Source organism: Acetobacter musti (genome assembly GCF_011516835.1).
Taxonomy (GTDB): domain Bacteria; phylum Pseudomonadota; class Alphaproteobacteria; order Acetobacterales; family Acetobacteraceae; genus Acetobacter; species Acetobacter musti.
On the sequence record NZ_WOTB01000006.1, the window covers coordinates 90366 to 114444 of the forward strand.

Here is a 24079-nt window from a genome sequence, read left to right on the forward strand (position 1 = left end):
GAGAGACCATCTGTGAACGCCGCTCAGCCCGTCCGTGGAACGCATGATCTCATTGGCGAGCAGCAGCGGCGTCACGCCCATGTCACCGAGACCGCGCGCCGGGTGACCGGCCTTTACGGCTTCGACGAATGGGCGACACCCGTTTTTGAGAACACATCCGTCTTCGCCCGCTCGCTGGGCGACACGTCGGACGTGGTGTCAAAAGAGATGTACACCTTTACGGACCGCGGCGGCGAGTCACTCACCCTGCGCCCGGAAGGGACCGCCGCAATCTGCCGCGCACTCGTCACCAACGGGCTGACACAGTCGCTGCCGCAGAAAGTCTTCTACGCCGGCCCGATGTTCCGGTACGAGCGCCCCCAGAAAGGCCGTTACCGGCAGTTCCATCAGATCGGCGCTGAACTGATCGGTCCCTCCGAACCCCTCGCCGACGCGGAAGTCATCGCAATGGGCCGGGACGTGCTTGGCGCCCTCGGTATCGCGGACGAGGTGGTCCTTGAGCTGAACACACTCGGAGATACTGAAAGCCGGACAGCCTGGCGCACCGCCCTCGTGGAATATTTTTCCGCTCACCGTGAAAAACTGTCGGAAGACAGCCAGGTCAGGCTCGAACATAACCCGCTCCGTATCCTCGACAGCAAAGCACAGGCCGACCGGCTGCTGATCGAAGACGCCCCCCTTCTCGATCAGTTTCTCAACGACGCATCAAGGCGTTTCTGGGATGATCTGCGCAACGGCCTTAACGCTTTCGGCGTAAGTTATACCGTCAACCCAAGGATCGTGCGCGGACTGGACTATTATAGCCACACCACATTCGAATTCGTCACCACACGCCTGGGATCGCAGGGAACCGTGCTCGCCGGAGGACGATATGACGGCCTCGTGGAGGAAATGGGCGGCCCGGCGACACCCGCCATAGGCTGGGCCGGCGGCATCGAACGGCTCGGAATGCTGCTCGAAGCCCCCCCGGAAGTGGTCGCGCCGGTCGCCGTCATCCCACAGGGAAACGAGGCGGAACACCGCGCCGTTCAGGTGCTGACTCTGCTTCGTTCAGCCGGCGTGCGCGCGGAGATGGCCTGGCGGGGCAATCTGAAAAAACGCATGGAGCGCGCAAACAAGGCCGGAGCTTCCCATGCGGTCATCATCGGCGAAACCGAGCTTGCAAAGGGCACTGTCCAGCTGCGCAATCTCTCTGACGGCCTGCAGCAGGAAGTCAGACCGGACGATCTCGCCTCCCTCCTGAGCCACAGCAAGAAAGCAGAGCAGAACACGTGAGCCTTGATGATCGCCTCGACCGGATCGTCGGACGGGCGGAGGAAATTGAAGCGCTTCTGGCCAGCGGCATAACCGGAGAGGACTTCACCCGGGCATCACGTGAATATGCCGAACTGGAACCTCTCGTACAGCGCATTAACGAATTACGTACCGCGCAGACGGAGGAACGGGAAGCCGAGCATCTGCTTGCCGATCCCGAAATGAAACTTCTCGCCGAAGCCGAGCTCCGGGCGCTCCGGGAACGGATTCCGCTTTTGCGGCAGGAAGTCCGCATGGCCATGCTGCCGCATGACGCAGCGGATGACCGCAGCGCAATTCTTGAAATCCGCCCCGCGGCCGGAGGCGACGAAGCGGCCCTGTTCGCGGCCGAACTGTTCAACGTCTACCGCCGCTATGCCGATCTGCACGGCTGGCGATTCGAGTTAATGGAATACGACGAAAGTGAACTGGGCGGACTCCGTGAAGGAATCGCCACAATCACCGGACGCGGCGTGTTTGCGAGACTCAAATATGAATCCGGCGTTCATCGCGTTCAGCGTGTTCCGACGACAGAAAGCCAGGGACGCATCCACACCTCGACGGTGACAGTCGCCGTGCTGCCGGAAGCGGAAGAAGTCGATGTCCAGATTGATGAGGGCGATCTGAGAATAGACGTCTATCGCGCCTCCGGAGCCGGAGGGCAGCATGTCAACAAGACAGAAAGCGCCGTACGGATAACGCATCTCCCAACCGGCGTCATGGTGGCCATGCAGGAAGAGAAAAGCCAGCACAAGAATCGCGCCAAAGCCATGAAGATCCTGCGCGCCCGGCTCTTCGAGCAGAAACGGGCAAGCCTGCATGCGACCCGCGCCGCCGACAGGAAATCACAGGTCGGCACCGGAGACCGGTCAGAAAGAATTCGCACTTATAATTTTCCGCAGGGACGTGTCACGGATCACAGGATCGGCCTGACCCTCCACAAGCTGGACCGGATCATGCTCGGCGAGATCGACGATATCGTCGACGCCCTGATCCAGGACGACCTGGCCGCCCGGCTTGCGTCGGAAGGCATTTAATCCACGCGACCGGTATTGCGGCCCCGCGTGGAATGCGTTTTCTGCAATTAATAATCTGATAACAGGGCCTCTTTATAATAACGACTGCATTTCATTAAAGGCAGTCCGAAGACGTCGTGCGAAATTCAGATAAAAATCGCTGTCATTTTCAGTATTTTATAAAAAATAAAGAAGAAATTAATCGCTTCTCCGCCCGCACGCACCTGTTTCCGGCTTCATCGAAGTTTTCTTCTTTTCTGTCTCTCTGCCTTATCGGCTCAGTTCTCTTTTTCTCCGACCTTCACGCGCAGACAATGCGCCTGTTCGATGGTCAGGCCGGCGCGGGCAGCGCCTCAGTCAACGCATTCGCCCAGGACAGTAACGGCTTTTTTTATGCCGGCACGGAAACCGGTCTGTATGTCAGCTCCGGCGGCGAATTTACCCGCGCAGACAGCGGAAGTGAGACGCCTTTTTCGCACGTCACCGCTCTCGCGGGCGGAGCCGACGGAAATCTGCTTGTTCAGGCCGGACAGACCCTGTGGCTGCGTTCCGGTCTTTCCTTCCGGAAAGTCCCGCTGCAAATCCAGGGAAACCCGCAATTTTCCCTGTCAGGTAAAGATTTCATCGTTCTGGCAGGGGAGGGACCCGCCCAGGGCGGAGGTCTGTGGCGCATCCATCCCGAAGGCGAAAAGCCGCCCGTCACGGAGCGGTTTGTCGATGAAAGAAAAGACGGACCGGTTCCTCCGGGCGACCCGCTTACGACGCAGCCTCTTCACGCTCTCGCATCCGCCGGTGATATGCTGTGGGCCGCGTGCGGCTCAGCGCTTTGCCGCCACAAAGACGGCGCCACGACCAGATTTGGAACTCATGAAGGTGTGCCGGCAGACACATGGCTGGCTCTCGCGGTCGCTCCGGACGGAACGCTGTTCGCGCGCAGCGCGGATCGCCTCGTACAGATTCACGCCGACAATGAAATTAACGCCGAAACCATTCCCGGCACATTTTCCACATCCCCGGCGTCCCGAATTTTTCTCGTGGCGACACGCAACGGCACAATCCTGACGCAGGGTGAAAATACATTACTGATCCGCACCCCCGCAGGACAATGGAAACCGGCTGAATTTTTATCGAAGTATAACAACAGTCAGATTTCAGCCGCTTTCGTTGACCGGGAGGAAGGGGTCTGGCTTGCGCGCCCCGAACAGGGAATCATGCGGCTTGCGGGTTTTCCCTCCTGGGAAAGCTACGGATCTGACCGCGGATTTCCTTCCGGCCGGATTTCAGCAGTCCGGCGCGACAGCTCTGGCGCATTATGGCTCGCCACCTCAAAGGGCTTATTTCGCTACAACGCCTTTCGTAATAACGAAACCGCAGGCGAAAAGCCGGAACACTACGATATCGACGCCAGATCCCTCCTTCGCACGGGAGACGGAGCAATCTGGGCGGCCGGCAAAGGGTCCGCCCTTTTCCGCATTGATCCGGGAACAGGAAAATCAGTCAGCCTGCCGTCTCAGGCCCCGCTGACCGGAGCGCTGGCGCTGGACAGCGGCGGACGATTATGGATTGGCACGGCTCAGGGCATCGTCCGCCTGGATGAACCTCTTCACCCGACAGCCCGTCTGCCCAAAGCCATTGCGCTGAACGACCGCCGGGTCAACGACCTTCAGTTCGACCAGTTCGGCAGACTTCTGGCGCTGACCGACAATGTGCTGTTCCGTCAGAAATCGGGAGAAGATTACTTTGAACCAAAACTGAATCTCCCTGACCTGGGAATAGGGGAGGGACGATCCGTTGCGGTAACCATGACAAATGACGTCTGGATTGCCGGCGTAAGAGGCGGCCTCCGGAAAATCGAGATTTCAGAAAACGGGACTCTCTCAGCATCTTCACCAGATGACCTCCACGACACCGACGAGATAACGTCGCTGTTTCGGGACAGCCGGGGCTGGCTGTGGGCAGGCAGCACGAAGGGACTTGATGTCTTAACCTCCGGCGGCTGGCGTCATTTCGATGTCGCCTCGGGACTTATATCGAATCAGATCTCATACGGAGCAATAAGCGAAGATGATGACGGCTCCATGTGGTTTGGCACCGATAACGGGTTTTCCCGCTTTACCGGCGCGTATGCGCTGCCTCCTTTGCCTGAATTACATACCTGTATAATATCAGCTTATCTTGGCTCAGCAGACATCCGGGGCATTCCAGAAGTCTGGCCTGAAAATGAAAGAGACTTAAATATCAGGTTTGCGTCTCCTACGTTTTTAGACAATGAATATATCAGATATAAGTATATTTTATACGGAATCGACAAAGAACCACACACAGTCAATTCATCAGAAGCGAAATATTTAAACTTCGATAAAAATAAAATCTCCTTTGACGTTCAGGCCATAGATCCGGTCAACAACAGAGTTTCCAGCCCGGCTCATCTCGTCGCTCACCCGGCAGGAAACACGGGGCGTTCCTCAGGGCTCCTGAGCTGGCTTTCAATCGGGAGTATCATCGTATTTATCGCAGCCGGCGCGACATACAGGTGGTACATTTCCGTAAGAAAAAAGAATATAGACAAGGCCGTTCGGGACAGAACGCGCGTCATGGAAGAAGTTCAGACTCAGTTACGCCAGCAATCCCGAATTGACAGCTTAACCGGGCTGTTAAACCGCAGGACAATATTCGACGAATTGTCCTATCTGGTCTCCGCTCTTTCTCCGAACGAGATCCTGGCGGTCGCTCTTATCGATATCGACCATTTCAAATTAATAAACGATACCTATGGCCACCAGGCAGGTGACTTCGTTCTGGAACAATACGGATTACGTCTGCGCCAGACATCGTCCGCAGGCGTCATTACGGGACGTTACGGCGGGGAAGAACTGATCGTCGTGTTTCCCGTCGTTCGCACTATGGAAGATATTATTGAAGAGACCAATGCTATCCATCGTATCCTGTGCTTACCCATCAAATTCGATTCAAATACAATCATTGCCACCAGTAGTATCGGACTGGCGTTCCTGTCCCCGGGAGACACTCCCGCAAGTCTGGTCGGACGCGCAGATCGCGCCCTCTACAAAGGAAAACGAGCCGGAAGAAATCGTGTAGTCGTTTCTGATTAAAGCTGATTTTATACACCCGGAGTTATTTACGGTGACCCTCTGATCCACATTGATTCTGCGCCGGGATATCAGAACGTACGGAAGAATTTCGATCAGATCACAGCATTTCACGTTCCCGACCACGTGACAATCCCGGATGCCGGCAAACGACAATCTGCACACCATATTCCTTAAAACCAGCAACGGCGCTGCTCTCCGGAAATTCCACCAGAGCGGCCGCCACGTTCTTATCCTGACATCGGGACAGACCCCGCCCCCCGCAGCGCCAGATCACAGAAAGCCCCCGCTCACCCCGGCAGAAAATGCAAAAGCACCGGAACCAGAATCGCCGTCACCAGCCCGTTCAGCCCAATCCCCAGCGCAGCAAACGCGGCCCCCACCGGATCTCTCTGCGCCACCTGCGCCGCCGCGATGCCACTTCCCGCAATGCCGGCGGCCAGCCCGTGCGCGCGCCAGTCCGTAATGCCAAGACGGCGTAACGTCGTTTCACCGGTCATCGCCGCGATAATCCCGCCAAGAATGGCAAATGCCGCCGTCAAAGCCGGAATGCCGCCAGCCTGAACCGTAATGGCGATAGCAATCGGCGTCGTCACCGCTTTCGGCGCCATCGACAGCGCAACCTCGTGACTGCCGCCAAAGAGCAGCACAAGAGCAACACCGCTCACAACCGAGGTCACAGATCCCGCAAGCAGAGCAAGCGTCATCGACGGCAGACTTCTCGTCACCAGCCTGATCGAGTCCGCCAGAGGAATAGCAAGCGCAACCGTCGCCGGCCCCAGCAGGAAATTGATGATATGAACGCTCTGAAAATAGGTGCTGTAAGGCGTTCCGGTCACAAACAGCCCCGCCGCAACCAGAACAATCGAAAACAACACCGGATTAGCCCACGGAGCCCGCCCCAGACGGATCTGCAGCCTCATGCCCAGCCCGAACACCGCCAGCGTAACACAAAGCCAGAACAGGGATTCAGTCCCCGGCGTCCCGAACGTATGAACATAAAGCCGATGAACCGGCCCGGAAATCCAGTCGCCCGCCATCACAGCACCTGTCCGCCGGTATCAGGCAGTTTTTCAGCAGCGCCACCACCACTGGCCGCGCGATGCATGACAAAAGCCGTCACCAGAAGACCGAGAATGGTCGAACCGAACAACGCCACCGCAATCGGCACAGCATTTTCCGACAGCACAGGCAGTTCCGTCACAATCCCCACACCCGCCGGCACAAACAAAAGCCCGAGACAGGCGATCAGCGTCCGCGACAGAGCCGTAAGCGCCGGAGAGGCCGATGTCTCTCCGGCCTCCACAGCCCCGGAAAGCGAACCGGCACCGCCTTTACGAAGCCCCCGCCCTTTGCGCCAGATCAGCAGGGCCGCAAGCAGAAACATCCCGATGACCGGCCCCGGCACGGGAAGGTTCAGCGCCGCCTGCACCGCCGTTCCGATGAGCTGAAAAACCAGCAGAGTAAAAAACGCTTCCGGCATAGGTCATTTTCACTGAATCTGAACAGAAACGCCCATCTGGCCCTCAGACCAGACAGGACGCAAACCACTATCACGCGACTGACAGAATCCCGGCCGGCACAAACGGCCGGCCGGAACGCATCCCCTCTCAGCCCTCCGCGAGTTCGAGTTCAGGATACGAAACATCCTCGAGATTATGACGAACCTTCGCCTCGCGCCGCCGCTTGTGCAGAATGCTCTCCGTGTAGCCATTCGCCTGCAACGCACCCCCGAACACCAGATCATGCGCCGCCATGAAAGCCGGCCCGTCCTGATGCGTGGACAACGCCACATAGCCCGGCTCGTCCCGGTTCTGCTCGTCCACAACCCGCGCCATCCGCGCCAGCGCCATCTCAACCTGCGTCTCGCTGACAATGCCATGCATCAGCCAGTTCGCCACATGCTGCGACGAAATCCGCAACGTCGCCCGGTCCTCCATCAGCCCGACATTGTTCAGATCCGGCACCTTCGAGCAGCCAACCCCCATATCCACCCAGCGCGCCACATAACCGAGAATGCTCTGAAGATTCGTGTCCAGCTCGGCCGCGATCTCCTCCTCCGACCAGTGCCCGTCAGGCGCCAGCGGCATGGTCAGCAGCTCATCCAGCGGCGCCGGCGCCCGGTGACTCAGATCCTGCTGCACCTGGCCGACATCCACCACGTGGTAATGCAGCGCATGCAGCGTCGCGGCGGTCGGGGAGGGGACCCACGCCGTGCTCGCCCCGGCCCGCGGCTGAGCGCCCTTCTGGTCGAGCATGTCGGCCATCCGGTCCGGCATCGCCCACATGCCCTTGCCGATCTGACCATGCCCGTCCGGCCCGATCCTCAGCCCGCAGGCCAGCCCGATCGCAACATTGCGCTGCTCATAAGCCCGGATCCACGCCGTGTTCTTCATGTCGCCCTTGCGAACCACCGGCCCCGCCTTCATGCAGGTGTGAATCTCGTCGCCCGTCCGGTCGAGGAACCCGGTGTTGATGAAGAACGCCCGCTCCCGCGCCGCGTGAATACATGCCGCCAGATTGACGCTCGTGCGCCGCTCCTCATCCATGATCCCCATCTTGATCGTGTTGCGCTCAAGCGAAAGCATGTCCTCGATCCGCGCGAAAATCGCATCGGACAGCGCCACTTCCCGCGATCCGTGCATCTTCGGCCGCACAATGTAGACCGAACCCGTCCGGCTGTTCCGCACCGGGCTGTTGCCCCGCAGATCATGCAGCGCCGTCACCGCCAGAATCGCCGCGTCCAGAATCCCCTCCGGAATGTCGCGCCCGTCCGCATCGACCACCGCATCCGTGAACATGTGATGCCCGACCGTCCGCACCAGCAGCAGGCTTCGCCCCGGCACCGTCACGGCGGACCCGTCCGGCGCCGTGTAACGCCGGTCCTTCGCAAGCTGCCGCGTCGTCACCGTCCCGGCCCGCGGAATCGCCGCCGTCAGCGTGCCCCGCATCAGACCGAGCCAGTTGCGGTAAACAAGAATCTTGTCCGCCACATCCACGGCCGCAACGCTGTCCTCACAATCCATGATCGTGCTCAGCGCGGACTCCATCAGCACATCGCTGATCCCGGCCAGATCGGCGCCCCCAACCACACTCTCCCGGTCGAACCGAAGCTCGATATGCAGCCCCCGGTTGCTCAGCAGAACCGCCCGCGGGTCGCGCGGCGCCCCCTGGAACCCGGCGAACTGAGTCGGATGCCGCAGTCCCGTCGTCCGCCCGCATTCCAGCTTCGCGTGCAGTTCGCCGTGATGCACATAATACTGCGTGACATCCATATGACTGCCGATCAGCAGCGGCACCGTCTCATCGAGAAACAGCCGCACCCGCCGCACCACAGCCCGTCCGCGCATCGCGTTATAGCCCGTCCCCGGCGCGAACGGATCAACCTGCGAAATCGCATCCGTACCGTAGAACGCGTCATACAGACTGCCCCAGCGCGCGTTCGCCGCGTTCAGCGCATAACGCGCATTGTTGACCGGCACCACAAGCTGCGGCCCCGCCACCTGCGCGATCTCCGGGTCCACATCCGGCGACGTCACACCGAAAGCGGAAGGCACGTCCTCAATATATCCGATATCCCGCAGAAACCGCGTCTGCGTCTCCGCGTCCGGATTGCCATTCTCAAGCAGAAAACCATCGATCGCCGCCTGCAGCCGGTTCCGCTGCTCCAGCGCATGACCGACCTTCGGCCCGAACTCCTCCACCAGCGCGGACAGCCCGCTCCAGAATGTCAGAGGAGAAATGTCCGTCCCCGGCAGAATCTCGGAATTGACGAAATGATGCAGTGTGCGATCGACGCCGATGGACTCGATCTGGATACGCGATGTCATGTCGTGTCTCCTGGGTCAGAGCGCCGTCCCGGTGCGGAAACCGGAGAGAGCGATAAAGGAAAGGGTATCCGGCCCGCCCGAAGGCAGACCGGTTCCCGGATGCACAGAGAAGAATGAAGAATGTCGGAAACTTTACGCCGGCGCCTTGTCCTTGCCGAACGCAATGCTGTCGTCGTGGAACTGATCGTGCTCCGTCGAACCATGCATCGCCGTCGTCGAGGACTGACCGCCGCTCGCAATCGTCGCCACCGCGTCGAACCAGCCCGTGCCGACCTCCCGCTGATGCCGCGTCGCCGTGTAGCCATCGACCTCCGCCGCGAACTCCGCCTGCTGCAGCTCGGAATAAGCCGCCATGCCCCGCTCGGCATACCCGTGCGCCAGTCTGAACATCGAGTAGTTCAGCGCATGGAAGCCCGCCAGCGTGACGAACTGGAACTTGTAGCCAAGTTCGCCAAGCTTCTTCTGGTAACTGGCGATTTCCGACTCAGACAGTTTCTTCTTCCAGTTGAAGGACGGCGAGCAGTTATAGGCCAGCAGCTTGCCCGGAAACTCCTTGTGAATGGCCTCCGCGAACTGCGTCGCCTCCTCAAGGTTCGGCTCGGACGTCTCCCACCACAGAAGATCGGCATAAGGCGCATAGGCGAGAGACCGCGCAATCGCATACTCCACGCCCAGACCTTCCTTAATCCGGAAAAAGCCCTCCGAAGTCCGCTCCCCCGAAAGGAACGGACGATCCCGCTCATCCACATCCGCCGTCAGCAGCTGCGCCGAATGCGCGTCCGTGCGACAGACCAGAACCGTCGGAACCCCCTCCACATCCGCCGCCAGCCGCGCCGCGTTCAGCGAACGGATATGCTGCGAAATCGGAATCAGAACCTTCCCGCCCAGATGCCCGCACTTTTTCTCGGACGCGAGCTGATCCTCATAGTGAACCCCGGCCGCTCCCGCCGCAATCATCGCCCGCATCAGCTCGAACACGTTCAGCGATCCGCCGAAACCCGCCTCCGCATCCGCCACGATCGGCGCCATCCAGTACTGGTTGCGGTCCCCTTCAAGAGTCGCAATCTCATCACAGCGGCGCAGCGCGTTGTTGATCCGCTTCACAACGTTCGGAACCGAATTCGCCGGATAAAGCGACTGATCGGGATACATCTCGCCCGCCAGGTTCGCATCCGCCGCCACCTGCCAGCCGGAGAGATAAATCGCCTTCAGCCCCGCCTTGACCTGCTGCATCGCCTGGTTGCCGGTCAGCGCGCCGAGCGAATTGATATAAGGCTCCTCATGCAAAAGCTTCCAGAGACGTTCGGAACCCATCCGTGCAATGGTGTGTTCAATCGTGAACGACCCCGCCAGCCGCGCCACATCGCGGGCGGTGTAGTCGCGGCGAATACCGGCGAAACGCGCCTGATCGTTCATCCGGTCTTCAATGGCCTGAAGTGACATGGTGAAGTCTCCCTTCTGATTCGTCATGTTCTCAGTTAAGATGACAACCGGAATTACTTCCACATAAAAGGAATAACCTCAGATGAATGTTGTAAACAGCTTTACAAAAATTCCGCTTTATTTGTAAATCCTGTCATGACCACATCGTCCGCCACGCGGATCGGCCGCGTCGTCCGCAGGCTCCGGCAGGAGAGAAACCTGTCCCAGCAGACCCTGGCCGCCCGCCTCGGCATTTCCGCCAGCTACCTCAACCTCATCGAACACGATCAGCGCAGCGTCACCGCCGCGCTGCTGATCAAATTCACCCAGACCCTCGATGTCAGCATCGAAGCCCTGTCCGGCACCCAAGAACAGAAACTCGAAGCCCTGCTGCGCGAAGCCCTGTCCGACCCCGAACTCGGCACGGATATGGATAACGCCGCCCAGGAAATCACCGTCCTCGCCGCCCAGCCCGCCGTGGCCCGCGCCGTCCTGACCCTGCACCAGGCCTGGCGCGCCGCCCGCCACGACGCCGAAGGCATGGTCCTGCCAGGCGGCCGCCGCCTCATCCTGCCGCAGGACGAAGTCCGCCGCATCTACGACGAGCGGATGAACCACTTCCCCGTTCTCGAAGAGATCGCCGACACCATCCGCCGCGACATCGCCCGCGACATCGGCTTCCGCCCCGGCGAAACGCTGCCCCAGTCCGAGGTCAACCACGCCCTCGCCACCCGCCTGCGCCAGCGCCACGGCGTCATCGTCCAGGTCCTGCCCGTGGACGACGTGCTGCGCCGTTACGATCCTTCCTCGAAAACACTCGTCCTTTCCGATCTCCTGCCCCGCGGCAGCCGCGGCTTCCAGATGGCCTTCCAGCTCATGCTGTTCGAGGCGCGGGACACCATCGAAAACCTCATCCGCGAGGAAGACCCCAGCTCGGAAGAAGCCCGGACCTTCCTGCATATCGGCCTGACCAACTACACCGCCGCCGCCCTGCTGATGCCCTATACCGCGTTCCTGAACGCCGCCACCGCCTGCCGCTACGATCTGGAACTTCTCAGCTTCCGCTTCGGTGTTTCCTTTCAGCAGGCCGCCCAGCGCGTCGCCAGCCTGCAACGCCCCGGCGAACGCGGCGTCCCGTTCTTCTTCGTCCGCAACGACCCCGCCGGCAACATCACCAAAAGCTTCTCCGCCTGCGGCTTCCCCATCCCGAGACAGGGCAACCCCTGCCCGCAGTGGAACGCCTGCACCGCCTTTTCCGGACCCGGCGAAATCCACACCCAGGTCGCCGCCTTCGCCAGCGGCATGACCTTCCTCTCCGTCGCCCGCACCCAGGCCGGCACCGTCTCCCGCTGGGGCGACGCCCGCCCCGTCCACGTCGTCGCCATCGGCTGCGCCATCGAAAGGGCAGGGGAGGTCGTCTATTCCGACCGCCTCAACCTGAACGCACGGCCCACCCCGATCGGTATCTCCTGCCACCTCTGCGACTGGACCGAATGCCGCTCCCGGGCCTTCCCACCCGTCTCCCACCGTCTTACACCCGACATCAACCAGCGCGTCGCCCGTCCCATTCCGTTCGAGGACCTGCATAATCATGAATAATCAGAAAGCCGTGCCGGAATGACCTCAGCCGAAACCCCCGAAATCCGCGAGGCCGAACGCGAGCGACGGATCGAACTCCTCATCCGCCGCCTGCCCGGCACCAGAGCCCCCGCCACAATCCGCTTGCTCCGCCGCCCCGGCTCCCGCCTCGCCCGCATCCCCGCCGGAGCCGCCCTGACAATCGGCGGAATTTTCTCCTTCCTGCCCGTCCTGGGCCTGTGGATGCTCCCTCTCGGCCTGCTCCTGCTCGCGGAGGACATCCCGCCGCTGAGACGAGCCTGCAACCACGCCCTGTCCTGGGTCGAACACAGGCACCCCCGATGGATGGGCCTGCCCGACGACAATAAGCGCTGAATTTCACCCGTCCTGAACTGCACTCAATCAGTTCGGGCAGCCGAAATTCAGGCAGACCACACCCGGCCCCGCCTCACTTCCGCCGCCGCCACAGAAGGGCCGCCACAGAAGGAGAGCGGACATCTCCCATGCTCCGTTCCGCCGTTCAGGGTGCTGTAAGCTAAATCTGCTACCCCGGTCCGGCGTCAGTAAGTCAGGGCAGCAGTTGACGATAATGAAACGAATCAGACAGGGAGCAGCACTTTTCCGGCGCCACAGATCCGCTCCCGACATGCCGGCCCGCCGCCTCTCCGCATCCGCCCGCCAGACCCCATCCACTGGTCAGGCCCCGTCCATCGGCCAGACAGCGCAGCCCGTGTCACCGCAGCGCCACCGTATCGCACACGGACTCCGCCTCCTCCTGCTGTCCGCCACGCTGATCTGCCCGACAGCCGCCAGCGCCGCCTCCTGGTCGTTCCACGACGCCGTCCGCGCCGCATGGACCCGCGATCCCGCACGGCAGGCCATCCACGTCGCCGAAAAATCCGCCGCCTCCGAAGCTGAGGCCGCCCGCGCCTGGTTCCCGGCCGGCGCCATCATCAACGCCCAGTATCTCGATGACCACTTCATCGGCAGCAACCAGGGCTACACCACCTATCAGGGACAGCTCTCCGTCCCTTTCTGGCTGCCGGGACAGGGAACCGCGACCGAACGCAACGCCCTCGCCGACATGGACGTCGCCCGCGCCAATCTCACAATGGAACGCATGGCCCTCGCCATGCAGCTCCTCGACATCGCAACCCGCGCCGCGAACGAGCAGTATCAGCTCGCAACCCTGGACGCTGAACAGCAGGCCGCGAACGACATGCTGTCCCAGTCCACCCGCGCCCTCGCCGCCGGAGAGGAAGGACGCGCCGATCACGACGCGGTTCTGGGCTTCTTCAACGATGTCAGCCAGAGGCGCGCCGAATCCGAAGAGCGGATCGCCGGACTGCGCGCTGATCTCGTCAGAATGACCGGAGTGGAAACACTGCCCGATCTCGAAAGCATCGACGGCCGCGATCTCGCCCGGGCAGGCAGACCCCAGGCGGAACTCGCGGCTGCGCGCGACCCACGGGTTCTTTACGCCGATGCAGTCGAAAAAGCCGCCGGCGCGTCCCTCGAAGTCACGCGCCGTTCCTGGATGCCCCAGCCCACAGCCGGCATCCAGGTCATCCGCCAGAAGCAGTACGAAGCGCTGTGGGACACATCCGTCGGCGTCCAGATGACCGTGCAGCTTCCCAGCGAAGCCCAGTACACGCCACAGCTCATGCAGAAAGTCCGCGTGCAGGCCAACGCGGAACGCGATCTCCTCCAGGCGCGCCGGATCGTGACCGACGAATATACCCACACGCTCAATCGCCTCAGGACATCCGTCACCGTCCTGAACGATGCGCGGATGCAGTGCGCGTCCCAGTCCGACCGCGAGCACCAGCTGATGCGCGCCTGGCAGATCGGAGAAACAGCCGTCCCGGAACTTCTCCGCGCGCGCCAGGCCGCACTCACCGCCTGCCAGGCCCGCGACGCCGCCGGCATCGCCTGGCACAGCGCGGTGATCCGGCTGCTCATCTCCAGCGGAGCCACACCATGAGAAACAGCGGACCGATGCGCCTGGCCTGGCTGCTCCCCGCAACGTTCCTGGCCATCGGCTCCGCCCGCGCGGCCCTGCCGGACAGCATCCATATGAGCGCCACCGCTCAGGCCAACGAAAATGTCCGGACCGTCACGGCGCAGACAGGCCGCCTGCGCGAAACGCTCTCCGCCATGGCCCGCGTGGATGTCGATACCGCCCGGTCGGTCGCCATCCGCCCGGCCGGAGAAGGCAAGGTCCTGAGCGTGCTGGTCACGCCAGGCCAGATGGTGCGGCGCAACCAGACCCTGATGACCTATGTCGATCACTCCCTCCATATCCTGGCTATGCAGGAACAGCAGGCCCGCGCCGGCCTCAGCGCCGCTCAGGCCGCACAGGCGGATGCGCGTCTGGCCCTGCAGCGCGGACGCGTCCTGTCCGGCGGCGCGCTCTCCACCGGCGAGGTCCGGCGCCGGCAGGCCGTCGCCTCGCAGGCCGGAGAGACCGTGCTCGCGCGCGAGGCCGATATCGGAATGATCACCCATCGTCTGCAGGAGGAGTTCAACTCCCCGACGGAGCGGGTCGAACATGAGGAAGATTCGGCGCTGATCTCGCCCGTGGACGGCGTGGTCCGGTCAGTCACAGCCGGTATCGCAACCGATATCGGGCCGCAGACCGTGGTCCTCGAAGTCGTCGATCTGTCCTCGGTCTGGGTCGTCGCCGATATCCCCCCCGAAGACGCGTCGCGGATCGCCGTCGGCAACCTGATGCGCCTGCGACGGTCCGGAGATACGGAAAGCGCCCCGGTCGTGACCAGGATTACAACCATCGACGCCATCGCAAACCCGGCGACCGGCCTCATCCACGTCATCGGCGTCGCAAACTCCGGCACTGAGTCCGATCCGGCCATCCTGCGCCTGGGCACGATGCTGGACGCCACACTCGATACCACACGGGAAGCGGAAGGCCTCCGCGTTCCCGCCGCCGCCCTCGGACATATGGGCAGTCAGGACGTCATCTTTGTCCGGACAGGCCCGGAAACCTTCGTGCCCCGCACCGTGAAGATCCTCCTGCAAACCGATGACGCCGCAATCGTGCAGGGCGCGGTCGCCCCCGGCGATCACGTGGTCACGGACGGCAGCTTCGCCCTGAAATCCATCGCCCTGATGGCCGACAGCGACCAGAACTGACCGCGCGCCATATGCTCGAGACAATCCGCCAGAACCGGTTCGTCGTCCTCGCCCTCATCCTTGCCCTGATGATCGTCGGAATCACCCTCATCCCGGGCCTGCCGGTGGAGCCGGTGCCCGATATTTCACCGAAGCAGGTAATGATCTCGGTTTCCACACCAGGACTGGCGACGGAGGAAGTCGAGAAACTCATCACATTGCCCCTCGAGGCCGCTCTGGCCGGAATACCCGGCACGCTCGATCTGCGCTCCGTCTCGCGAACCGGCATCTCGGCCATCTATATGCAGTTCGCCGACAGCACCGACATCGATCTCGACCGGACCCGCGTGGCCGAGCGGCTGCCGGCCGCCCGGGCGGCCATCTCCGTTCCGGATGCCACAGTCCTGATGGGACCGCGCGCGACCGGAATGGGCGAAATCATGCAGATGGAGATCAGAGGACCGGGATACTCCCCCACGGCCCTGAACCGCCTCATGACATGGACCGTCGCCCCCATGCTCCGCCTCGTGCCGGGAGTCGCCGACGTCAACGTCAATGGCGGCGCCGAGGAAACCTTCCGGATCTCCCTCAACCCCGCCCGTCTGCGCGCCTATGACGTCACAATCGAGGAAATCGACCGCGCGATCACCGACAACAACGCAGCCTCCGGCGGCGGGTGGATCACCCATCAGGCCGAAAGCCAGGTCGTCGTCGGCCGGGCGCTGGTCGAAACGCTCGACGAATTCGGCGCCGTTCCGGTGAAATTCGGCCAGGACGGCCACGTCGTGCGCCTGCGCGACCTCGGAACCGTCTCACGGGCCGCACGGATGCGGCTCGGCGCCGTCACGCGGGACGGAAAAGGCGAGATCGTCAACGGCGCCGTGCTGATGCAGATCGGCGCAAGCTCAAACGCCACCCTCGCCGGCATCCGCGCGGCACTCCCCGCAATCCGTCAGGCGCTCCCGGCCGGAATCACCCTCGACCCGTTCTACAGCCGCTCGACACTGACCGACGAGACCGTCGCAACAATCAGGGAAAACCTGCTCATCGGCGCCGCCCTGGTGCTGCTCGTGCTGGTGGTCGTCCTGGGCGACTGGCGAGCCGCGCTGGCCATCGTGAGCGTCATCCCCGTCTCCCTCGTCGCGGCGATGGCCGGCATGAGACTGTTCGGCGTATCGGCCAATCTCCTGAGCCTCGGCGCCATCGATTTCGGCATGATCGTCGACAGCTCGCTCGTGATCGTCGAACATCTGATGACGGAGCGCAAAGACAACCGCGATCCCCACTCGCTGCAGATGCTCGCCTCCGCAACCGTGCGCACCGTCGCACGGCCCGTCACATTCGCCATCGCCGTCATCATCATGGTCTACCTGCCCATCCTCACCCTGCAGGGCGTCGAAGGCAGGATGTTCCGCCCGATGGCCCAGACCGTCATCATGGCGCTGCTGGCCTCGCTGGCTTACGGATTTGTCGGCGTGCCGCTTGTCGCCGCGCTGCTGCTCCGCCGCAGCCCGCCAGACCGGGAAACCCGGCCGGTCCGCTTCCTCCGGCGATATTACGAACGGGCGCTGGAATGGAGCCGCCCGCACAGCACGCGTCTGGCGATCGTCATGGCCATAACCGTCCTCGTCGCCGGCATCCTCGCCAGCCGTCTGGGCGGCGAGTTCGTGCCCCAGCTCGAGGAAGGCTCGCTGGTGGCGACATCCGTGCGTCTGCCCGCCGCCTCCCTGGACACGGTCCTGAAAGACGTAACACAGGAAGAACGGATCATCCGCCGCTTTCCGGAAGTCGCCACCATCGTCAGCAACACAGGCACCGCCGCCATCCCGACCGACCCCATGGGGACCTACGAAACCGACAGCTTCATTCTGCTGAAACCCCGGAGCGAATGGCGCACCGCATCCAGCCAGGCAGCTCTGGTCAAAGCAATGAACGCGGCCCTGACCAGCGAACTGCCCGACGCCGATTACTCATGGTCCCAGCCGATCCAGATGCGGATGGACGATCTGCTCTCAGGCGTGCGCACGCAGCTCGCCGTGTCGATCTATGGCGACGATCTGACGGAACTTTCCCGTCTGGCCACAAAAACCGCCAGCGTGCTGCGCGGCGTCCCCGGAGCCGCCGACGTCCAGGTCCAGGGCGACGGAACCATGCCCTTTCTCCGCATCGACATTAACCGCGACGCCGCCGCCCGCCTCGGCGTGGCCGTGCCGTCGATCCTGGCGGAGATCGAGGCCGTGGGCGGCCATATCGGCCGGCCGGTCATCGTGGACAACGCCATCATCCCGACCGAAGTCCGTCTCGATCCGGCGTCAGTCTCGTCCCCGGATCGTATCGGACACCTCCAGATCCGCAGAATGGACGGACGCGGCTGGGTGCTGCTGTCCCAGGTCGCAACGATCGCCAGCATAGACGGCCCGCCACGCATCGACCGGGACGCGCTGCGGCGACGCATCACGGTCCAGGCCAATGTCCGCGGCCGCGATGTCAGCTCCTTCGTCGCCGACGCGCAGAAAGCCGTCACCCGCGCCGTGGCGATCCCGCACGGCTACCGCACCGTCTGGGCCGGCCAGTTCCGCAACCTGCAATCCGCGATGGCCCGGCTCGAAATCGTCGTCCCGGTCGCGCTCGGCCTGATCTTCGGCCTCCTCGTGATCGCGCTCGGCTCCGCCAGAGCCGCCGCGCTCGTCTTCGTCAACCTCCCCGCCGCCGCGACCGGCGGCGTGTTCATGCTCTTCATCCGAGGCCTGCCGTTCAGCATCGCCGCCGGCATCGGATTTATCGCCCTGTTCGGCGTCGCCATCCTGAACGGCGTCGTGCTGCTGAGTCAGACCAGCCTGTACCACCGTGGCGGCATGGACGCCGCGGAAGCCGCCTTTGCCGCCGCCCGCTCCCGCTTCCGCCCCGTCATCGCCACCGCCTCAGTCGCAACACTCGGCTTCTTCCCCATGGCCTTCTCCGCCAGCGCCGGCGCCGAAGTCGAACGACCACTGGCCAGCGTCGTCATCGGCGGCCTGGTCTCCTCAACCCTCCTGACCCTGCTGCTCCTGCCCACATTCTACGCCCGCCTGTCCGGCGAAAAGCGCACATGACGCACCCACCGGCCTCATGAAGGGACACAATTCCTTTGATCCCGGCCTGTTAAGATGGGGGCTATACCGTTTGCAAATACGGCTGCTACCGCCTTCTTCCAAGCCACTCACAGGTCCGGTGAGGCCGCCACTCTAACCGGACATTTCGCAGCGGCCTGATGGTGAGACCTCAAGGCCAAACAGGAGCGCCATCCAGCCCGGCAGTTTCCGGCAGGCCGCAAATCAGGTTCGCATTTTGGACTGCCTGACCGGCCGCTCCCTTTCCAAGATTATCGATGACGCTCATCGCGATGACCAAATTCCGCTCCGGATCGGCTGCATAGCTCAGGAAGGCAAGGTTCGAGCCGGTGGCCCATTTGGTCTGGGGTGGCCTCTCCGTCACCCGGATGAATGGCCGTTTGGCATAAAAGCGCCGAGCCGAAGCAAAGCACTGGTCCGTTGTCGCCCCGCCACGACAATAGATGGTGGCCAGAACGCCCCGGGTCATCGGCACCAGATGCGGCGTGAAGACGAGCCCTGCCGCACTTCCCCCGCTTAGCTTTTCAATGGTTTTCGCGATTTCAGGCATGTGGACATGTTTCAGCAGGCCGTAAGGCTGCAGGTTCTCGTTGGTGTCCGCATAACTAAACTGGCTGTTTGCGCCACCTCTGCCTGCGCCGGAGATCCCTGTCTTAACATCGATCACGATGTTGCCCGGCTCGATCAGCTTGTCGGCAAGCAATGGAGCCAGCGCGTTGAGCGTCGCTGCCGGGAAGCAGCCGGGGTTTGCAACGCGCACCTGGTCAGCAATCTGCTGCGGCCAAACATCGGCCAAACCATAAGCCCAGCCATCGACATAGCGGTGATCGCCGCCAATATCGACGATCTTCATGTCCTTGGGGACGCATGAAAGCGCTTCAGCCGAGATGCCTGTGGGAAGAGAGGCGAACAGGACATCGAGCTGCGGCAGGGTTGCGGGGTTCCACTCCTGGATTACCAGTTCTGCCAGCGTGGACGGCACACCGGGGAAGCGGTCCACCAGGCGGCTGCCCGCGCTGCCCTCGCCAGCAGCATAGACCAGATCAAACGATGGGTGGCTCGCAATCAGCCGCAGCGCCTCGCCTCCGCCGAAGCCGCTAATTCCGACAATGCCAACGCGAATCCCCATGGTGCTGTCCCGCCGCTTGAGTGAGCAAACAGGGGCATTTAGGGGGCCATTCAGCTCGCGGACAAGTCAGGTTCCGCCTCTTTGGAGAGGCTACCCATAGGGTTTGATTTAATGTCTGGTCCTTAAATAACCATTCTGTCACAAGACATTCGGCTATCCCCCGCATAGCAGCCGTGTCTGCAAACTGTATAATCATCCTGCCAAAAACTGACTTAGTGAATTCCGGCTCATGAAAATTCTGGTCGTCGAGGACGAAAAAGTACTCGGAGCCGCCGTCGCCGAGCGGGTCCGTCAGGCAGGACACGCAGTGGACTGGTTCACCACACTGAGCGACGCCCGGGCCGCGCTCGCCACATCCGCCTACGATTTCGTACTGCTGGATCTGGGCCTGCGCGACGGAAACGGCAGGACCCTGCTGCGCGAAATCCGCGCCACACCGTCCCCGGTCGCCGTGCTGATCACAACAGCGCTCGATCAGATCAGCGACCGGATCGCCGGCCTCTCGGACGGCGCCGACGATTACATCGTCAAACCCTACGACCTGGACGAACTGATCGCCCGGATCGACGCGGTCGCGCGGCGCTATCTCGCGCTGCCGGAAAATATCATTCGCCGGGGCGGGACGGAAATCGACCTGACCCGCCGCCGCGTCATCTGCGCCGGCCAGGAAGCCGACCTGACAGCGCGGGAATGGGCCGTCGTCGAACTGCTCGCCCGCAGGCCAGGCGCCGTCTGCTCCCGCGAGCGGATCGAGGACGCGCTCTACGGCATGGGCGAGACAATCGGCAGCAACGCCATCGAGGTCTTCATCAGCCGCGTGCGGAAAAAGATCGGCCCCGGCGTCATCCGGACGGTGCGCGGACGCGGATACTCCCTGTCAGCGGCAGCCGATCCTTGAAAATCCCGCGCATGAAGTCCTGGAGCCTCGCCTCACGCATTGTCGCGAGCGTCCTGGTCGTCGTGGTCGGCGCCCTGACCGTCCTCAGCCTGCTGCTGGCGTCGTTCACCCGGTTCGAGGTGACGGAACGTCTCGACAATTCATTGCAGGAAGTCGCCGAGCGGCTGGAATTCGTCGTCTCCGACATAGAACGGCAGGGAAGCGGGCAACAGGGAAGCGGCCAGCCGGGCGACGCCTCCGGCCAGGAAGCCGCCATCGTCGCCCGGCTGCCGCATGTCGACCGCCGCACGCTCGCCTACCAGATCGCCACCCGTGACGGCCATCTGGGCCTGCGCTCGCAGAACGCGCCGGACCACCTTTTCGACGTTCCGCTGACCGCCGGCTTTTACGACCGGCAGGATTTCCGGGTCTACGTCACACCCTCCCAGTCAGGCCGCCACGTCATCCTCGTCGGCGAACCAGTCTTCCACCGTCAGGAAGCCGTCCAGCGCGCCGTCCTGATCTCCGTCCTGCCCACCCTCATCTTTCTGCCGGTCATCTGGCTCCTCGTGAACTGGATCGTCCGCCGCTCGCTGCGGTCGATGGAACAGTTGCAGACCGAAATCCGCACCCGGAGCGGAAGCAATCTCTCCCCGGTCCCACCGCTCGACCTGCCGCCGGAACTCCTCACGATTCACACCGCCGTCAACTCGCTGCTTGAACGCCTGACCATGGCGCTGGCCACCGAACGCGCATTCGCCGCCAACGCCGCCCATGAACTGCGCAACCCCATCGCCTCGCTCATGGCGCAGGCCCAGCTTCTGCGCGCCAGACTGATCGAAACAAGCGACTTTGAAAGCGCCGACACCATCGTCCGCCAGGCGCGCCGCATCGCGCGCACAACAGAAAAGCTCCTGCAACTGTCGCGGGCCGCGTCCGGCGTCGCCCTCCAGGGACAGGCCGTCAGCCTCCGGTCCCTCATCCGGCTTCTCTCCGACGAAATGAATCAGAGCAGCCGGCTCATCTTCACGGAAGAGGGAACCAGCCCCGGGCCGGTCCGCGGCGACGTCGACGCCGTCGGAATCCTGCTCCGCAATCTGCTCGAAAACGCCCTCAGCCACAGCCCGCCCGGATCGCCCGTCCGGATCGTGCTGCGAAGAGGCTCCGAAATCCTGATCGAAAACGACTGCCCGGCAATCGACCCGTCCCTCCTGACACGCCTCCGGGAACCCTTCGTGCGCGGCGAAACCGACAGCGAGGGAAGCGGTCTCGGCCTCGCAATCGTCACCGGAATCGCTCAGCAGTCGGGCGCGAAAATGACCTTTCATTCTCCCGTTCCCGGAACATCGCGCGGCGTCCAGGTGATCGTCGGATTTCCACCCGGCCCGACCGCCGCCGGCGAAACCGTCCGGACAGACGCCACCCCGGCAAAACCAGATTACGGCACGGAGAAGGGCAGGGACCAGCCGCATCCGGCATAACCACACAGAGCCCGGACGGCCCGATGTGCTCATAACCGCGTCATGACACCGGCACAGACGGGACAGATCCCCCGCGTCCTGCGATAGTGCGAACACACAACCGGATATGGATCATGACCCGGCATAGACCGCCCGTCACCTTCGCCTCCTCAGTCCCATGCGACCTTCACGAAAAGACCCTGCAAGCCCGCCATTTTCAGAGCTGGCTGGAAAAAACCGGCACGGATTTCGACCTGCGCTCGGTCCTCATCCGGGATGTCCTGATGTTCGGCTCCCGTGTCGGCTTCATCGTCGTCGAAGCGGACGCCTGCCATGACGGCGCGCAGATGCCTGGTTTCGCCGTGCTGAGAGGCCCGACCGTCTCCATCATGCCCGTCATCACCGTGCGCGAAACCCCGGCCGAAAAATACGTCGTTCTGGTCAGCGAAGCCCGGCTTCCGGCCGGACGCATGGTCACAGCCATGCCCGCCGGCATGGTCGATAACGGAACAGTCGACACCGCCGCGCTGCATGAACTGCAGGAAGAAACGGGTATCGATCTTCAGCATACCAGGAGCGCCCCCTGGAAACTGAAAGACACCCCGGTTCTCCTGTCCCCAGGCGGAAGCGACGAGGAAATGACGCTCTACGCCGTCGACATCACCCTGACGCGCGCGGACATGAACCGTCTGTCAGGCAGAAAACGGGGCCTTTCCGGCGAACATGAGCACACGACCGTTCTGGTCGTCCCGCTGGAGGACCTGCCGCAACACACACCGAACGCGCATTGCCTCCTGAGCTGGTTCCTTTACCGGCAGCGGACGCCTGAAAGCCGCTGATAAGCTGTCCATAAAGGTCCGCCCCGTAGCCTCGCCCCGCCAGGCCCGTTAAATGCTCACCGGCAGCCGAAACAGACAACAAAAACTGGCAGCAGAAAGGAAAACCCCATGGCGAAGATGATTCATTCCATGATCCGCGTCCGTGACGAACAGGCGTCGCTGGCGTTCTATGAAAAGGCGTTCGGCCTGAAAATCGCCGACCGCATCGCATTCGACACCTTCATCCTGATCTATCTCGTCAATGACGAGCAGACCTTCGAACTCGAACTGACCATCAATAACGACCGCGACCGCCCCTACGACCTGGGCGACGGCTACGGCCATCTCGCCGTCTCCGTGGATGACATCGAAGCCGAACACGCCCGCTTCGAACGCGAAGGCCTGAACCCGCAGCCGGTAAAGGAACTGTCGCGGGAGGGCAGGGTGGTCGGCCGGTTCTTCTTCGTCACCGACCCCGACGGATACAAAATCGAAGTCCTCCAGCGCGGCGCCCCCGGACGCTTCCTCTGATCCGCTAAATTACAAAGAAGTTTTTGGTGAAGCTTTTTTCAAAAAGCTTCAGAAGACGCCGCCTTTCTGAAAAAGGCGGCACCCGGAAACTTTTATCAGAGACTGATCGCAATCAGCTCTCTGATCCGGGCGAGGCTATAAAAAAAAGCCCCATGAAACGCTCCCCACGGGAAGCGCCTCACAGGGCCGGAACACCACCGGACCGGAACCCGGCCCGCTCAGCCTCAGAAAATACCGAGAACTTTGGACTTCTTCGCCTTGACCGTCGGTGTCGCCCCCTTCGTCGGCGGATTCCCCAGCGCGGCATTGGATTTCAGGCGACGGTTCTCCGCATCGCCATCCACAACCGAGCCGGCCCCGCCGCCTTTCCAGAACAGCAGCGCATCGACATAGCCTTCACCCGCCTTGCCCAGCTCGCCCTGATCCGGCTCCGCCGCCGCCTCGGACGCCTCCGTGATCAGCATGTTCTGGGCCTCGCTCCCCGAACCCGCCGTGCCATGCAACGCAACATCAGGAGAAAGCGTCTCAAGCGCCTGCATCCGCTCGCTCTCATTTTCCGCAATCGGCGTCGTCGCTCCCGAATGCGGAGCGGAAAGCTCGGAGGTCGGGGGCATGGAAAGCGGCGCCCTGGTCGTCACGGTATATTCATCCGGCACACTGCGCTGAAGCCCGAACGCACGATTCAGGTCCTCACCGGAGCATCCCGTGAGCAGGACACTGAGCCCGGCACCAAGAACCACATGCCGAAATCCGACAATCACTCGCATTCTCTC

The 24079-nt window shown here is 62.5% G+C and carries 19 protein-coding genes; 12 read left to right on the forward strand and 7 right to left on the reverse strand.

What is annotated here, in order from left to right; all coding sequences use genetic code 11:
- Positions 1–12: 12 nt before the first annotated feature.
- From hisS to GOB93_RS06400, 3 genes are all read left to right on the forward strand, one after another.
- A complete protein-coding gene (gene hisS, locus GOB93_RS06390) occupies positions 13–1275 on the forward strand; it encodes a histidine--tRNA ligase (protein WP_173582666.1) in 1263 nt (420 codons plus the stop codon).
- Positions 1272–2330 (forward strand): peptide chain release factor 1, encoded by a 1059-nt coding sequence (gene prfA / locus GOB93_RS06395; protein ID WP_173582667.1) that lies wholly within the window; start codon positions 1272–1274, stop codon positions 2328–2330. Before hisS ends, prfA begins: the two co-directional genes overlap by 4 nt.
- Before the next feature lie 293 nt (positions 2331–2623).
- Entirely contained in the window at positions 2624–5422 is a 2799-nt protein-coding gene (locus GOB93_RS06400) for a ligand-binding sensor domain-containing diguanylate cyclase (RefSeq protein WP_173582668.1), read from the forward strand.
- Between the two features lie 97 nt (positions 5423–5519).
- Here GOB93_RS06400 and GOB93_RS21965 read toward each other — a convergent pair whose 3' ends face one another.
- From GOB93_RS21965 to aceA, 5 genes are all read right to left on the reverse strand, one after another.
- A complete protein-coding gene (locus tag GOB93_RS21965; protein WP_277877217.1) occupies positions 5520–5645 on the reverse strand; it encodes a hypothetical protein in 126 nt (41 codons plus the stop codon).
- A gap of 64 nt (positions 5646–5709) precedes the next feature.
- Entirely contained in the window at positions 5710–6459 is a 750-nt protein-coding gene (locus tag GOB93_RS06405) for an LrgB family protein (RefSeq protein ID WP_173582669.1), read from the reverse strand.
- The gene (locus tag GOB93_RS06410; protein WP_173582670.1) at positions 6459–6902 is read right to left on the reverse strand and encodes a CidA/LrgA family protein; all 444 of its coding nucleotides are present in this window, start codon (positions 6900–6902) and stop codon (positions 6459–6461) included. Before GOB93_RS06410 ends, GOB93_RS06405 begins: the two co-directional genes overlap by 1 nt.
- Positions 6903–7029: 127 nt before the next feature.
- Positions 7030–9249, reverse strand: a complete 2220-nt coding sequence (locus GOB93_RS06415; protein WP_173582671.1) for a malate synthase G — start codon at positions 9247–9249, stop codon at positions 7030–7032.
- A 132-nt stretch (positions 9250–9381) separates the two neighbouring features.
- Complete coding sequence (aceA, locus tag GOB93_RS06420) at positions 9382–10692, reverse strand: isocitrate lyase (protein WP_173582765.1); 1311 nt, start codon at positions 10690–10692, stop codon at positions 9382–9384.
- 135 nt (positions 10693–10827) lie between these two features.
- On the opposite strand from aceA, the gene GOB93_RS06425 reads away from it, so the two are divergent.
- From GOB93_RS06425 to GOB93_RS06445, 5 genes are all read left to right on the forward strand, one after another.
- Entirely contained in the window at positions 10828–12270 is a 1443-nt protein-coding gene (locus GOB93_RS06425; protein WP_173582672.1) for a helix-turn-helix domain-containing protein, read from the forward strand.
- Positions 12271–12288: 18 nt separating this feature from the next.
- Complete coding sequence (locus tag GOB93_RS06430) at positions 12289–12624, forward strand: hypothetical protein (protein WP_173582673.1); 336 nt, start codon at positions 12289–12291, stop codon at positions 12622–12624.
- 214 nt (positions 12625–12838) lie between these two features.
- Positions 12839–14233: a TolC family protein gene (locus GOB93_RS06435; protein ID WP_173582674.1), complete on the forward strand. Its 1395-nt coding sequence runs from the start codon at positions 12839–12841 to the stop codon at positions 14231–14233.
- Positions 14230–15402, forward strand: coding sequence for an efflux RND transporter periplasmic adaptor subunit (locus GOB93_RS06440; protein WP_173582675.1), 1173 nt, complete (start codon positions 14230–14232; stop codon positions 15400–15402). The genes GOB93_RS06435 and GOB93_RS06440 overlap by 4 nt, the downstream gene beginning before the upstream one ends.
- An 11-nt stretch (positions 15403–15413) precedes the next feature.
- On the forward strand, positions 15414–18473 hold the full coding sequence (locus GOB93_RS06445) for an efflux RND transporter permease subunit (protein ID WP_173582676.1): 3060 nt from the start codon (positions 15414–15416) through the stop codon (positions 18471–18473).
- 169 nt (positions 18474–18642) lie between these two features.
- Here the strand turns inward: GOB93_RS06445 and argC are convergent, their stop codons facing one another.
- On the reverse strand, positions 18643–19620 hold the full coding sequence (argC, locus tag GOB93_RS06450) for an N-acetyl-gamma-glutamyl-phosphate reductase (RefSeq protein WP_173582677.1): 978 nt from the start codon (positions 19618–19620) through the stop codon (positions 18643–18645).
- Between the two features lie 229 nt (positions 19621–19849).
- Between argC and GOB93_RS06455 the strand changes: the two genes are divergently transcribed.
- The 4 genes from GOB93_RS06455 (at position 19850) to GOB93_RS06470 (ending at position 23306) form a co-directional block, all read left to right on the forward strand.
- The gene (locus tag GOB93_RS06455) at positions 19850–20518 is read left to right on the forward strand and encodes a response regulator (protein WP_173582678.1); all 669 of its coding nucleotides are present in this window, start codon (positions 19850–19852) and stop codon (positions 20516–20518) included.
- 11 nt (positions 20519–20529) lie between these two features.
- Complete coding sequence (locus tag GOB93_RS06460) at positions 20530–21978, forward strand: sensor histidine kinase (RefSeq protein WP_173582679.1); 1449 nt, start codon at positions 20530–20532, stop codon at positions 21976–21978.
- Between the two features lie 113 nt (positions 21979–22091).
- The gene (locus tag GOB93_RS06465) at positions 22092–22796 is read left to right on the forward strand and encodes an NUDIX domain-containing protein (protein ID WP_173582680.1); all 705 of its coding nucleotides are present in this window, start codon (positions 22092–22094) and stop codon (positions 22794–22796) included.
- Between the two features lie 108 nt (positions 22797–22904).
- Entirely contained in the window at positions 22905–23306 is a 402-nt protein-coding gene (locus GOB93_RS06470) for a VOC family protein (RefSeq protein ID WP_173582681.1), read from the forward strand.
- A 224-nt stretch (positions 23307–23530) separates the two neighbouring features.
- On the opposite strand, the gene GOB93_RS06475 is transcribed toward GOB93_RS06470, so the two are convergent.
- Complete coding sequence (locus GOB93_RS06475; RefSeq protein ID WP_173582682.1) at positions 23531–24073, reverse strand: DUF3035 domain-containing protein; 543 nt, start codon at positions 24071–24073, stop codon at positions 23531–23533.
- Positions 24074–24079 lie beyond the last annotated feature (6 nt).